Source organism: Actinomadura madurae (assembly GCF_047130825.1).
Taxonomy (GTDB): domain Bacteria; phylum Actinomycetota; class Actinomycetes; order Streptosporangiales; family Streptosporangiaceae; genus Spirillospora; species Spirillospora madurae.
On sequence record NZ_CP083237.1, the window covers coordinates 3,780,098 to 3,792,592 of the forward strand.

Genomic DNA, 12,495 nt, shown 5'->3' on the forward strand with positions numbered 1-12,495 from the left:
ACCAGAGCAGAAGCTGAAATAGCTATCCTGTCCCGAAGTGTCGGTCCAGCGCTCGAACGTGGTCGTCTTGCAGGCGCCGCCGCCCCGCCTCGAAGTTGGATACAGTGCCCCGCGTTACTCCCATGATCTCCCCGCACTGGGTCAGCGATAGTCCCGTCTTCTCTCGCCAAAACCGCAGGTAGAAGGCCAGGAAGTACCACATCGAAACCTTCGGATCGAGGGGTTCGCGAACGATCGGCATTGCGTCCTCCCTGTATTCATCTTCGATGGCTACAGGCGAAACGTAGAACAGGTCGGTGATCCTTGTCACAGGAATTCGGAATCTTGGGCAGGGACGGGACGATGGCGATGACGGCGACCGCAGAGCCGATCACGCCCCTTATGGGCACACCTTCCGCAGTGGGGCTAGCGCGCACTTTTGCGGACACACAAATCCGCAAATGGGACTACTCGCACATTCTCGACGGCGCGCTTCTCATCGTCTCGGAACTCGTCACCAACGCGGCCCGCCAGACGCCGGACAAGGAGATCCGTCTCCAGCTCAGCCGGGACGCCCACGGGGTCATCATCGCCGTCTGGGACGCCGACCACGAGTTGCCCAAAGCCAAGCCGATGACCGAACTCACCCTCGAAGACCTCGACCTGTCCGAAGAGGCGTTCGACGAGAACGGCGGCTGGGGCCTGCACATCGTCCAGGCCCTGTCCGCCGAATGCGGTGTCACCGCCGACCCGGCCGGCGGCAAGTGGGTGTGGTCACGCATGCACCCGTAGCGGTGCCCCTCGACGGGAGGTAGCACGAGCATGACCATTGACGATCAAAGGGCCACGGCGGGGCGGCGTCCGTTCCTGGCCGCTCTCGATGAGGCAGTGCGCAGGCGCGGCGGGATGTCGTGCGGCATCGTCCAGCGCAGCGGCACGCCCGTCCTGTACGTGATCAACACCGAGTCGCCCAGCAGATTCACGGAGGTCGGCGCCGACTACATCAGCGGCGCCTGGGTGTTCACCTGGGCCGACACCGGCGCCACGATCAGCACGGCCGAGACCCCGACCACCGCGGCCGACACGATCGCCCGAGCGGTCGGAGCTCATCCGTGACCACGACCGCCGAGGTCCACACCTACGGCGACCCCGGCACCTAGACCCCTCCGGGCGGACGGCGTTCCAAGCGTGGCACATGGCCGTCCGTCCAGAGGTTCCACTGCGGTTCACCAGCCGCAACGTCACAACGAAGGAGAAGATGATGGGCGACCGCGACAAGGGAAACAGCGACGAGAAGACCACCACCGACGGGAGCAAGCCGCAGGGCGGATCCCGTGGGAACGGCGACAAGACCAACGGCAATCCCAGCGACGGGAAGCGTCAGTGACCGACTGGCACGAGATCATCGGCTCGGTGCCCCGGCGTTCGTTCTCACCCGACGTGGTGTGGGCGGACCTGGAGCCCGGCCCCTGGGTGCGCATCGACCGCACGACCGAGCCCGCCAAGTGGGACGAGGTCGTAGCGCTCGACCAGCCCCTGGTGACCCAATTCGAGGACGGCCGGACCGAGGGTGAAGGGCTGGCCAGCTCGTCGCTGTCCATGCCGACGATGGTGGTCGAGTTCCTGGACCAGCTCGACCCCTTCGACGACCATCGCGTCCTGGACATCGGCACGGGCGCGGGGTGGACGGCCGCCCTGCTGTCCGCTCGCCGCTCTGACCCGCAATCCCCGGCTGCCAGCCCCGGCCACCCAAGACCGAGGCTGGCAGCTCTCTTCTCATTCAGACCACGTTGCCAGAGCAGGCGGGACCATCATCCGCGCCGGGCGGTGCGCAAGGTCCAGCGCCTCAGCGTCCGGAAGGCATGGAAGCGGCGTCAATCGCAGCGGCGGCGCGCTGGTCGAGAAAGCGGCCCGGTGACCGGGGCCGATCAACCACGTGAAACGAGGTCGGACGGTCCATAGACGCCAGGCGAGTTGGCGCTGTTCGTCGCCCCGCTTCTTCGTCTCGGGGCCAGGCGCCTGGTCGGCGAACCGGCTCAGCATGCCCTCGCGTAGCCGTTTCAGCGCGCCGGTGTCCCGCTTCGCCTCACCGAGAACCACAACATTCGACTCGTCGTCGAGAATGGCCAGATCCAGTTGCAGAGCCGCGGCAGGCAGCTCGAAGAGCACGCGCTCGGCCGGGTAACAAAGGTTGGTGATCGCGTCCACGTAGGCCGCGATCTGGGGAAGGTACTCAGCGTTGTACCAACCGCCGGCCCGCGACCGCGACAACAGCCCCCAACGGCCGGTAGGCGTCGGGCGATCGAGCGTGTTGAACCGCGCCCCGCGGTGCAGCGTGATGAGTCCGCGCTCAAGCCCCACGAAGAACAGTGCGAGGTCGCCGGCGTCGATCGGGTTGTCCGTGGGATTCAGTTCCCCGGTACTCATGAAGTCGGGGTTGTCGGCGTACAGCTCGGCTGACCCTCGCTGGAGCAGCTCGATGAAGTCGTCCAGCAGGCTCACCCACGCTCGCCGCCTTCCGCACCCGGCATGGAATCGTGGCGCTCGCGCTCGTCGTCGTCCTCGACGATCTCAGCGTCGACGATGTCAACGATGTCGACATCTTCATCGGAGTCCGCATCGGCGGCGACCGGGTCTGCCTCTGCCTCAATCCCGTAACGGTCGCGCAGGAACCTCTCGCGGTACAGGTACTCCGCGTCATCCGTGATGCGCTTCAAGAAGCGCGTGTTCATCCCGGCACCGATCGCGATGCCCACGACCGGTACCGCTTGCCCCAGCTTCGCCTTCGTCAGGCGGAACCCGAGGCGCGTGAACACCTTCTCCACAACCTTGGTGACGACGTTCTGATTGAGCTTGTCCCACGTCGCATTCCGGGCGAGTGCTTGGACGAGCTTGTTGATTTCCGCGTAGGCGACGACTTTCCCCGCCTCGGAGGCTGTGCCGAAGTTGAGGATGCTGAGCATGAAGAGCTGCTCGTCAGGGTGCTCGGGGTCGTAGCCGTAGTACGCGCCGATGTGCGCGATGGCCCGCTGACCGGCGAGGAGGACCGCCGCGGAGTCGGCCACCAGCATTCCGATGACGAGAGCCGCGCCGGGTGCGGCACCTGCTCCGGCGCCTGCGACTGTGCCCCCAGTGGCGAGCAGTCCACCCCCGGACGCGGCGAAGCCCGCGCCCGCACCTTCGGCCCCGGCGAAGGCGGTGTAGCGAAGGCCGAGCCGCGGCTTGACCTTGTCGATTACCGCAAGGTCGAGCTTCTGGATGTCCTCAAGCTCTTCTACGTCGGCGTCGTGCTTGCGATACGCCTTGACGATGGTCTTCTTCGGGACGGTCGCGACTGCCGTCCGGCCTCCCAAGTCCACCAGTCCTTGGAGCGACTTGAGGAAGATGCTCTCGAAGTCGGGGAGGCCGGGCACGGCCTCGACACGGGTGCGGACCTTCTGGCCGACATCCCGGATACGCTCTCGCGCCCCTTCCGGAAGAGCACGCCGCGTGCGCGCGGCCAGACGCTTCTCGCGCCATCCCTCGATCTGATCCCACGCCTTGCGGTCGTACGGCGTCATCTCACCGACCATGCGGTCCCCCGTTCATCATGTCCCCGCCTCACTTCGAGGGACTCCACCCCTTCCGGACGGCCCCAAAAGAGCGACCATCGGCAGACCTATACCGCCTGCTGCCCTTTTAGGTCCTCAATGTGAACCTCAGCCGACTTCGAAGGCCAGGAAATCGTAGAAGCCTGCGATGCACAGCGCAATAGCGCGGCCAACTTTGGTCCCGTTCGGCAAATACCATTCGAATAGACCACTCGTCCTCGACGCATCAAAGAGCGACTCCACCGCCGCGCTGAGCGAGACCATTCCACTTGCAATCGGTCACCACTGGCGACCACAGACTGCGACGAGCCACCACGCAAACACGGCGCAATAGCGTCCTCAACGAGGATTGCGATGAACAGCACGGCCGAGGGCAGGAAGGTGAGGCGCCGCCGCCGTCACCGCCACCGCCAGCGCCGCGCCCGCCAAAGCCCTCCGCGGCGTGGGCGTCGGTCGCGATCGACGGCGGTTGGTTCCAGCACCATGGGGTCCTGGTGATGACCGGGCAGGGAATCGTGCTGTTAGAGAACTTCTTCTACACCAGCGGCATCCGGCGGCGGCACTGCTTGATGGGGGAGGTCGACAGAGACCGCCTTGTCAGTGCCACCTGCGGACCGGACCTCTACCGAGGCTCGACGGCGCGTGCCCAGGCCCGCCCACGGATGCGGTGTTCAGCGGGTTGCGGGAGGTGGTGGGGTCATCGTGTTTGGTGGGTAGAGGTGGACGGTCACGTGCAGGGGGGCGAGTGTCGTTGTGATTAGGGGGCGGACGGTCGTCCAGGCGAGGCCGCCGTGGCCGCAGCCCAGGGGTGGGACGGCCACGCTGGTGATGTTTCGTTCGGCCAGCACGCGGGCCAGGGCCTCCAGGCCGATCTCGATGTCTTCGAGGCGCGATTTGCTTCGCCAGTGTCGTTTGGTGGGGAAGTTGAGGATCCAGCGGTCGTCCACCGGGACGCAGAGGATCTCTCCCGGATGCAGGCGGCCTTCGGCGCATGCTTTGGCGTAGGCGGTGAAGTTGTCGGGGTAGGCGCGTTTGAACTGGAGCGCGAGGCCCTTTCCCATGACGCCCGCCGTGTTGACGGGGTTGACGAGCGCCTGCGCGTCGTCCCGCAGGAGGTCTCCCGTCCTCTCGACGATCAACGGATCCCCCGATCGAGTGGTGTGCACGCTGACGGAGCGTAGCGATGGCCTCCGACATCGCATGATCGGGTCAAGATCGGTAACGTGCCGGGATGGTTGAAGTGAGTCCTCGACATGTGCTGTGCGTGCTCGGGTCCGGGCTGGACCTTTCGGAGGTCGAGCGGGTCGCGGCCGGGTTCGGCGGGTTCGTGCTCGACCGCGAGTACTCCGAGTCCGAACCCGATCCTCGGATGCCGGAGGCGTTCGAGGCGTGCATGGCCGCGGCCTCGTTCGACGACGCGGACTGGGCGGCCGTGGAGTCCCACGACACCGTCGCGTACTTGCTGTCCGTGCCGATGATGCGAGAAATGGCGGCCGACACCTCGCGGCGGCTGCTGGCGGCAACGGCCGCACTGCTGGAGTCGGGTGCCACCGCCGTGAAGAACGAGAGCAGCGGCATCGCGCACGGCCGGGAGCGCTGGCTCGCGCTGGCCGAACGAGCGTCCGGCGCCGAGGCGGAGGATCTGGCCGACGCGCTCATCACCGCCTGGGTGAAGCGGCCGATCTCCGATGGGAAGGTGCTCTACAGCTGTGGCATGCACCTTCTGGGCGCGCCGGACGTGGAGATCGAGGCCGAGGCGTCGCAGCTGACCAGGGATGAGCTGGCCGATCTGGTCGTGCATCTGGACACGCTGGCGATCTACCTGCTCACCGACCCGCGCGCGGAGGAGATCGAGGACGGCGCCGGTTTCCGGCTGACCGAGGACTCCCCGCGCTGGGTCCTCCGCACCGGCGCGTGCGACCGCTATGACGAGGACGACTTCTTCTACAACCCCTACGGCTACGTCCGGCTGACCCGGCACGGCTAGACATGGGCTACTGGATGTGGCTGAGCAGGTACGACGGTGCCGAGGTCGCGGCCGTGCTCGACCATCCGCATGGCTTGGACGCGGGCCTGAAGCGGCTGCGGGACGTCTGGGAAGACCTGCCGAACGATGCCGGATACGACCCGTCCGGTTCCCTGTGCAAGCTTGAGGAGGTGGACACGCACCGGACGTGGGAGGCCCTCCACGTCCTGCTTACCGGCCTCTCTGACGAGCACCTGGAGCACGACCTTGGAGACCCTCCCGCCGCCGACGTAGTGCTGGGCGGGCTCGTCATGGGTGAAGGGACGATCTATAGGGTGCCGCGCCTCCTGCGCCCCGACCAGGTGCGCGCCGTTGACGGCTTCCTGCGCGAACTCGATCGCGACGCCTTGATTCGTGAGCGTTACGCGTTCCTGAAAGAAGTCCGGCCCTATTCATTCGAGGGTTGGGGATGGCCGCCGAGCGAGGACATGGTGGAACATGGCGTCCTCGCGACGGTCTTCTCCACCGTCCGCGATTTCTACGCCCGCGCGGCCGCCGATGGCAATGCCGTCATCAAAGAGATCGGTTGATGCCTAGCTTCGCGGCGATGGCGTAGTCGACTTCGACGTTGCGATACGTGACGTTCTCCTCCACCCTGTCGGGGAGGTTGGTGCGGCGGCTTCCGGACGCGGCGTCGGCCTCTTCGGTGAACTCGACCGAGTTCTCGGGGGCGGTCTCGAAGCGGAGTTCGTCGGCTTTCACCTTGGCTGTGAAGAGGATGTCCGCCGTGCGGCGGAGCTCGTCGTCGGGGAACTCGTCACGGGCCATGATCACCCCTTGCTCGAACGGGACCGCTCGGAGATCACTCGGAGCAATGCCCGTCCCAGGTCGCGCACGGAATCCTCGGTCTCGTGGAAGGCGTTGCGAACAGCCGTTTCCTCCTGCTCGCTGACTGGGTTCGCCTCTGTGTCCCTCTTGCCTTCTGATTCGTCCTCCTGGTCAGGGCCGTCACCGGTGACGTCCTCGACCGCCTCGCCCGCCTTGCCGCTGACGTCCTCAGCCGCCTCGCCTGCCTTGTCGGTGACGTCCTTGCCGGTGGCCTCCGCCGCCCGGCCCGCTCCCTCGGCGGCCTCACCCGCACCCTTGCCGACGTCGCTGACACCCTCGCCCGCGCCCTTGCCGACCTCCTCGGCCGCACGCCCGGCGCCTTGGCCGACGTCGCTGACGCCCTCCCCTACTCCCTCAGCGGCACGTCCGGTGCCTTTGCCGACGTCCTCGACCGCGCCGCCCGCACCCTTGCCGACCTCGCCGACGCCCTCACCAGCGCCCTTGCCGACCTCCTCGGCCGCGCGCCCGGTGCCCTTGCCGACGTCCCGGACGGCGCCACCGGCGCCCTCGCCGACGCTCTCGACCGCGCCGCCCGCGCCCTTGCCGACGTCCCGGACCGCACCTCCGGCACCCTCACCGACGCTCTCCACCGCACCCCCAGCGCCTTCGCCGACGCTCTCGACGGCTTCGCCGGCGCCGCGACCGACGTCCTCGACCGCTCCCTTGGCACCCTTGCCGACCTCGCCCACCGCGGTCCCGGTGCCGGCGCCGATGTTGCGGGCGGCCGACTCCACGCCGCGTCCGATGTGCTGGAGGATCTCCGGGTTTCGGTCGAGGGTGGTCAGGACGCGGTCGACGATGAGGGCCACGTTGTCGAGCCGCACCTCCAGCTGGGCCTGCGCCTCGACGCCCTTGATCTCCAGCTTGACCCTGCCGAGGAACACGTCCGCGCCCACGTTCAGCTTGAGCAGATCGAGCACTTCGGCGACGAGCGAGACGTGCGCGTCCAGGTTCTCGACTTCGAGGGAGATCTCGTCCACCTTGACGAGCGGTACGTCCAGGTAGACGTCCGGCCCTTCACTCGGATGCGGCCGTTTGCCCGGTGTCAGGGTCCTGCCGGTCAGGCCGTTCGACTCGGCGCCGGATCCGTTCCGGTCGCGGTCACGCTCCGGCCTGTCGGACGTGCGGTCGTCGCCCATCGTTCCCCCCGATGCTCCGTCTGCCCCGCCCCATGACTTCCCGGATCCGCGGGTGAACATGCGGCTCCACCAGCGGAGACGTCAGACCTTGGCGCTCTCGGCCTTCTCCTTCTCCTCGTCCTCGGCCTTCGCGGAGCGGTCCTCGCCGTCCTCGCGAGCCTCGCCGCCCTTGTCTTCTTCCTGGTCCTCGCCGGCCTGACCGCGCTCGCCCTCCTCGGGCTCCTGGCCTTCCTCGCGCGCCTGGCCTTCCTCGCGCGCCTTGGCCTCCTCTTCCTCCTTGAGGGCATCCTCGTGGGTCTTGACCACCTCGCCGTCGCGGATCTCGCCGCGCCAGCCCTCGACCTCCTCCTGCTTCAGCAGCGTCTGCGTCATCATGTGGCGCTTGATGTGCTTGAAGTCGAGGCGGAGCCGGCGGCCCTGGGCGCGCCAGAGGTTCGCGGTCTTCTCGAAGAAGCCGTCCGGGTGGTACTCGGCCACCAGCAGGATCCGCGTCATGGTGGGCGCGAGCTCGTGGAACGTCACGGCACCGTCGACATAGCCCTTGGGGCCCTTGGACCTCCAGACGATCCGCTCGTCGGGCACCTGTTCCATGATCGTCGATTCCCAGGTGCGGTGGGACAGGAAGATCTGCGCCCGCCAGTTGATCTTCTCGTCGGACTCCTGCTCGACGCTCTCCACCTTCTTGGTGAAGCTCGGGTAGTCGGCGAACTGCGTCCACTGGTCGTAGGCGACGCGCCGCGGCAGCCCCACATCGAACTGCTCGATGATGTTGGTGACCTTCAGCTTGCCGCCGCCACCGCCCTTGCCTCCGCCGCCCTTGCCGCTCACGGCCTCCTTCACCTTCTCCTTCGCGCCGGCCGCGCCCGCGCTGAGGCCCGCCTTGACCGGTGACTCGCCCTCGGCGAGTTTCTTCACACCGGCGGCCGCCGCCTTCTTCCCGGCTCCCCCGCCTTCCGCGGCGTCGTTCAACCGCTCGGTCAGACCCGCGATCCTGCCGCCGGCCTGCTCCAGCGTCCGCACCATGAGCGCCTGGACGAACTCCCGGCCGGCCTTCTTGAGCTCCTCGACCGGAAGGTCCTGGGCCGCCTTGCCGCCGTTGCCTCCGTTGCCCGTTTCCGTCATGATCAGCACTTCGCTCTCTAGGCCGTTGTCCCCGACTCCCGGGACATAGCCCGACAGACTGCAACAAAACGACGGAAACGTCACTGACCAGCAAAAACGAAAGATCTACCGGCCGTATACCCGGCCTGTTCAGATTTCGAGGGCGCCCCGGGGGTGTCCGCGCTCCCGGCCGCACGGGGTCAGGGCCACGACGCCATGTCCCTGGACGTCCGTCTCCGGCCCCAGTGCGGACGGGTCGACCGAGGCGCGGGCGGCGACGGTCGTCGCGTGAGCGTCGTCGGGAATGCCAAGGTCCTTCTTGACCTGGAGATAGCGGGCCAGGAAGGCGTCACTGTCGTTGATGTCGACGCCGTCGAAGGCATCGTCGGGGAAGGCGTCGATGTGCGGGAGGACATAACCGTCCTCGGCGGGGTGGGAACCGATCTGGTCTTCCGGCTCCTCGATGTCGTAGTAGCGGACGATCTCGCCCTTCTCTGCGACACACCAGGCGGTCCAGCTGTCTCCGCAGCTCGCGCCGTACCAGTGAGCCGTACCGAAACGGAGGCTCAGCTCACGGCAGTGGCTCTGAACGGCGGCGGCATCGACTTCCTCGTCGTGATAGTCGAAGGGGTCCCCGAACAGAAGCGTCCAGCCATCCACCCGCGGGGTCACGTACACCCGGCGGCACGAGCGGTGCTCACCGGAGAAGGCGTGGTGGTCGTGGTTCCACGCGGAAGCGCCCAGCCGCATCGTGACGGGCTCGGGATCGGAGAGGCCGAACGCGTCCAGGACGGCAGGCTGATCAACGGTGGGGACGGCGTACCAGGTGCCGCACAAATGCATCGGCTCAGGCGTCTCGGTCGCGAGCTTCACCCGGATCAGACGCCGGATGAGCGCCCGGTCGCGGTCGTCCAGGGCGGCAGGACCACCGACCGCGACAAGGGCCTCCAACGCGCGCCGCCGAAGCCGCCCAGACGAGCGCCGCGCGTCACGCAAGGACGAAAGCGCCCCAGGCCCGATCTCCTGAAGCGCCCAAACGACCCGCCGCCGCACATCCTCATCGGGGTCGTCCAGAAGAACGATCAGGTCAGGCACGTACGGCAGGGCGGCCGCCCCCTTGAGCTGGAGCACATAGGCCGTGTTATCCCGCACTTTCGGGCTCGGATGCCCCAACCCCGGGACGAACACAGAAAGATCGTCGATCTCAAGCCCGGAATGCGCCCACCCACAACGCCGCGCCACCTCGGCGGAGGAGGCCGTGGCCATGGCCTCGATCAGCGGATCGAGCGCGGGAAGACCGATGCGGCGCAGTACCACCGCACTGGTCACCCAGTCGACCGGCGACCCCTCGTCGCACAGAACGTCCAACACAGGCCGCACAGCCACCTCACCGAGGGCAACGAGAGCATCCCCCGCGGGCTTCTTCTCGCCTCCGGCCAACTGCTCAACCAGCTCCGCAATCTTCACGCCCAAGAGGATTGCACACCCCGCCGACACACCGCCCGCTACCGATGAGGCCCGCCGCCGTACCAGTCGGGGTCTCTGGTCGACTGTTTCCTGGAAGCCGACCAAAGACCCCTGCTGTCAGGCGGTCAACTGTCGAAGCATCTCGGCCGAATCGTGCAGGTTCGTCATCTGCACGAATCGACCGTTACCGACCTTGTAAATGGCGTACTCGACGATCTCGAACGAGGCGCCGGAAGGAGGAACACCGAGCCACTCCTTCGCTGGAGTGCCGGTGTTGATCGCGCGTACGGCGATTCCGTCACGGTCGAACAGCAGCTCCTTGATCTCCCAGTGAATGTCCGGAACGGCTTCGACGATCCCCTTCAGGACCGCGACGACGTCGTCCCGGGTGCCAGGCTCGCCATTCAGCATGACCTGGTCATCGATGAACTCGTCCATGCCGTCGAACTCATGGGCGTTGAGCGCCGCCGCATAGCGCATGTACCAGCTGCGCAGATCCTTCTCGGTCATCGGATCGCCCCTTCTTCTGTACCGCTCTGTCACGGAGCGTCTCCGACCTCCGCAGATTTCGGCACCGATCAGTGCCGAATGGGACTGTAGCACTTCTGCACCGATCGGTGCAGAAGGTAGGGTGGTGTGATGCAGAAGGCACAGCTGGGTCGTCCGCGAGCGTTCGATGCCGAGACGGCGCTCGAGAAGGCGATGGTGGTCTTCTGGGGGCAGGGCTACGAGGGTGCCAGCCTCGCCGACCTGACCGAGGCCATGGGTATCTCCCGCAAGAGCATGTACGCGGCCTTCGGCAACAAGGAGCAGCTCTTCCGAAAGGTGTTGCAGCGCTACACGGAAGGTCCCGGCGCCTACGTCGTCCAGGCGTTGCGAGCACCCACCGCCCGCGAGGTGGCCGCGGTGTTCCTCGCCGGCTCGGTCCGGGCCAACACCCGGCCCGGAGGCCCCACTGGGTGCCTGGGTGTGCAGGGCGCGCTGGCCGTCGGCGAGACCGGGCAGGTCGCGCGCGACATCCTGACCGAGTGGCGCGCCCAGGGCCAGGTGCACCTGCGCGACCGATTCCAGCGGGCCGTCGCGGAGGGCGACCTGCCCGCCGACGCCGACCCGGAACAGATCGCTCGCTACGTCATGACGATCGCGAACGGCATAGCCGTGCAGGCGGCGGGTGGCGCGGCCTGCGAGGATCTCCAGCGAGTGGCCGACGCCGCTCTGCGGAACTGGCCGCCGGCCTGACGACCGATGCTCGGGCAGGGCATCGAACCGGTAGCCGCCCGCTACCGATGCGGCCCGCTGAACAGCCCCGCCCACCCGCGGGGGCGGGGCCTATGAGTCGTCAGTCGAGGAGGTCTTCGGCCTTGTCGATGACGGCGGCGCGCTTCACCCAGCGTTCGAGCTGGTCGGTGTCGGTGCAGCCGGTGACCCGCTCGCGGATCTCGTCCGGGACCGCCATGCCGCGCGCTTCCAGCATGAGCAGGAGCGCCTTGGCCTCGCCCTTCGCTTCACCCTGTGCCACGCCCTCGGCACGGCCCTCGGCACGGCCCTCGGCACGGTGGGACTTGGCCCATTCGGACTGCCACTCGTAGCCAGCGGTCTTCACCATCTCCTCCAGAAGCTTGCGGGCGGGCTCGGGATAGAAGGCCAGCAGGTAGTCATAGTACAGAGCGGCCGGGTTATCACTTAGATCACTGGCGCCCTCTGACCTTTCGTCGGCGTTCTCCCTCTTTCCTCCGGTTTTGCTGCCGACTTTGTCGAGTGCCGCGAGCGCACCGCACACGACCGCTTCGGCGTCCGGTCCGTTGGCATGGCCCAGTGAGCTCAGGACCGCCAGTTCAGGGAGCGCGCCCGCCATCTTGGGGTCGGTGATGGACGGCAGCATGCCGGGGTGGAAGGTGAGCGGCTTGAGCACCCAGCCTGGGTGTCCCATGTCGATCGGCGCGGCACAGGCCCGCGCGCTGGCCTGGTCGGGGCAGATGACCAGCAGCGTCGTGCCGCACTTGTAGCGGCGCCGCAGCATGGCCAGGTAGGCGGGCCAGCTGTAGAGCTTTCCCTTCTCGAAGCGGGTCTGGGCCTCCACGACGACGCCGTGGCTGGGCTTCTTGGGGTCGTCCAGGAGGACGGTCGCGTCGCAGCGCAGTTCGGCGGGCTCAAGGTCCGTGAAGGACTCCGAGCTGATCGTGACGTCGCCCTGGTCGGAGAAGTCGAGGCCGAACACGGTCCGCAGGATCGTCGGGACGAGCTGCGGCTGGTTGCGGACCATCTCCAGGGGCAGCTCGTGTCTTTTCTTGGGAGGCATGGACGAAGGCTATGAGCGTTCGGAATGAGATGTCATGCGGTTTCGAAAATAGAACCGACCATGTTC

The 12,495-nt window shown here is 67.2% G+C and carries 16 protein-coding genes and 1 pseudogene; 7 read left to right on the top strand and 10 right to left on the bottom strand.

Features of this window, described 5'->3' with window-relative positions:
- Nucleotides 1–22 precede the first annotated feature (22 nt).
- A complete protein-coding gene (locus tag K8Z49_RS17000) occupies nucleotides 23–310 on the bottom strand; it encodes a helix-turn-helix domain-containing protein (RefSeq protein ID WP_412519643.1) in 288 nt (95 codons plus the stop codon).
- A 32-nt stretch (nucleotides 311–342) separates the two neighbouring features.
- Between K8Z49_RS17000 and K8Z49_RS17005 the strand changes: the two genes are divergently transcribed.
- From K8Z49_RS17005 to K8Z49_RS17020, 4 genes and pseudogenes are all read left to right on the top strand, one after another.
- Nucleotides 343–771, top strand: coding sequence for an ATP-binding protein (locus K8Z49_RS17005; RefSeq protein WP_412519645.1), 429 nt, complete (start codon nucleotides 343–345; stop codon nucleotides 769–771).
- Nucleotides 772–801: 30 nt separating this feature from the next.
- Nucleotides 802–1,095 carry a hypothetical protein gene (locus K8Z49_RS17010; RefSeq protein WP_143118670.1) on the top strand — a complete coding sequence of 98 codons (294 nt, stop codon included), beginning with the start codon at nucleotides 802–804 and terminating at the stop codon, nucleotides 1,093–1,095.
- Between the two features lie 145 nt (nucleotides 1,096–1,240).
- Nucleotides 1,241–1,366, top strand: coding sequence for a hypothetical protein (locus K8Z49_RS17015; protein ID WP_256255524.1), 126 nt, complete (start codon nucleotides 1,241–1,243; stop codon nucleotides 1,364–1,366).
- Between the two features lie 152 nt (nucleotides 1,367–1,518).
- Nucleotides 1,519–1,671: pseudogene (locus K8Z49_RS17020) on the top strand (protein-L-isoaspartate(D-aspartate) O-methyltransferase); the annotation flags it as partial.
- An 84-nt stretch (nucleotides 1,672–1,755) separates the two neighbouring features.
- Here the strand turns inward: K8Z49_RS17020 and K8Z49_RS17025 are convergent.
- From K8Z49_RS17025 to K8Z49_RS17035, 3 genes are all read right to left on the bottom strand, one after another.
- Nucleotides 1,756–2,481 carry a hypothetical protein gene (locus K8Z49_RS17025; protein ID WP_412521360.1) on the bottom strand — a complete coding sequence of 242 codons (726 nt, stop codon included), beginning with the start codon at nucleotides 2,479–2,481 and terminating at the stop codon, nucleotides 1,756–1,758.
- Nucleotides 2,478–3,539 carry an EcsC family protein gene (locus tag K8Z49_RS17030; RefSeq protein ID WP_412519648.1) on the bottom strand — a complete coding sequence of 354 codons (1,062 nt, stop codon included), beginning with the start codon at nucleotides 3,537–3,539 and terminating at the stop codon, nucleotides 2,478–2,480. Before K8Z49_RS17030 ends, K8Z49_RS17025 begins: the two co-directional genes overlap by 4 nt.
- 701 nt (nucleotides 3,540–4,240) lie before the next feature.
- Nucleotides 4,241–4,735 (bottom strand): macro domain-containing protein, encoded by a 495-nt coding sequence (locus K8Z49_RS17035; protein WP_412519650.1) that lies wholly within the window; start codon nucleotides 4,733–4,735, stop codon nucleotides 4,241–4,243.
- Between the two features lie 74 nt (nucleotides 4,736–4,809).
- On the opposite strand from K8Z49_RS17035, the gene K8Z49_RS17040 reads away from it, so the two are divergent.
- Together K8Z49_RS17040 and K8Z49_RS17045 are read left to right on the top strand one after the other, a co-directional pair.
- Nucleotides 4,810–5,556, top strand: a complete 747-nt coding sequence (locus K8Z49_RS17040; protein ID WP_412519652.1) for a hypothetical protein — start codon at nucleotides 4,810–4,812, stop codon at nucleotides 5,554–5,556.
- 2 nt (nucleotides 5,557–5,558) lie between these two features.
- Entirely contained in the window at nucleotides 5,559–6,125 is a 567-nt protein-coding gene (locus tag K8Z49_RS17045; protein WP_250357354.1) for a DUF1877 family protein, read from the top strand.
- On the opposite strand, the gene K8Z49_RS17050 is transcribed toward K8Z49_RS17045, so the two are convergent.
- The 5 genes from K8Z49_RS17050 to K8Z49_RS17070 form a co-directional block, all read right to left on the bottom strand.
- Nucleotides 6,109–6,363, bottom strand: coding sequence for a hypothetical protein (locus K8Z49_RS17050; RefSeq protein ID WP_033331530.1), 255 nt, complete (start codon nucleotides 6,361–6,363; stop codon nucleotides 6,109–6,111). The genes K8Z49_RS17045 and K8Z49_RS17050 overlap by 17 nt on opposite strands.
- Nucleotides 6,364–6,365: 2 nt before the next feature.
- On the bottom strand, nucleotides 6,366–7,562 hold the full coding sequence (locus K8Z49_RS17055; RefSeq protein WP_412519654.1) for a hypothetical protein: 1,197 nt from the start codon (nucleotides 7,560–7,562) through the stop codon (nucleotides 6,366–6,368).
- Between the two features lie 81 nt (nucleotides 7,563–7,643).
- Complete coding sequence (locus tag K8Z49_RS17060; RefSeq protein ID WP_412519656.1) at nucleotides 7,644–8,684, bottom strand: SRPBCC family protein; 1,041 nt, start codon at nucleotides 8,682–8,684, stop codon at nucleotides 7,644–7,646.
- A gap of 129 nt (nucleotides 8,685–8,813) precedes the next feature.
- On the bottom strand, nucleotides 8,814–10,130 hold the full coding sequence (locus tag K8Z49_RS17065; protein ID WP_412519658.1) for a HEAT repeat domain-containing protein: 1,317 nt from the start codon (nucleotides 10,128–10,130) through the stop codon (nucleotides 8,814–8,816).
- 117 nt (nucleotides 10,131–10,247) lie between these two features.
- Complete coding sequence (locus K8Z49_RS17070; protein ID WP_021593148.1) at nucleotides 10,248–10,640, bottom strand: ester cyclase; 393 nt, start codon at nucleotides 10,638–10,640, stop codon at nucleotides 10,248–10,250.
- Nucleotides 10,641–10,769: 129 nt separating this feature from the next.
- On the opposite strand from K8Z49_RS17070, the gene K8Z49_RS17075 reads away from it, so the two are divergent.
- A complete protein-coding gene (locus tag K8Z49_RS17075; protein ID WP_412519660.1) occupies nucleotides 10,770–11,369 on the top strand; it encodes a TetR/AcrR family transcriptional regulator in 600 nt (199 codons plus the stop codon).
- Between the two features lie 100 nt (nucleotides 11,370–11,469).
- Here K8Z49_RS17075 and K8Z49_RS17080 read toward each other — a convergent pair whose 3' ends face one another.
- A complete protein-coding gene (locus tag K8Z49_RS17080) occupies nucleotides 11,470–12,429 on the bottom strand; it encodes a hypothetical protein (protein WP_412519662.1) in 960 nt (319 codons plus the stop codon).
- Nucleotides 12,430–12,495 lie beyond the last annotated feature (66 nt).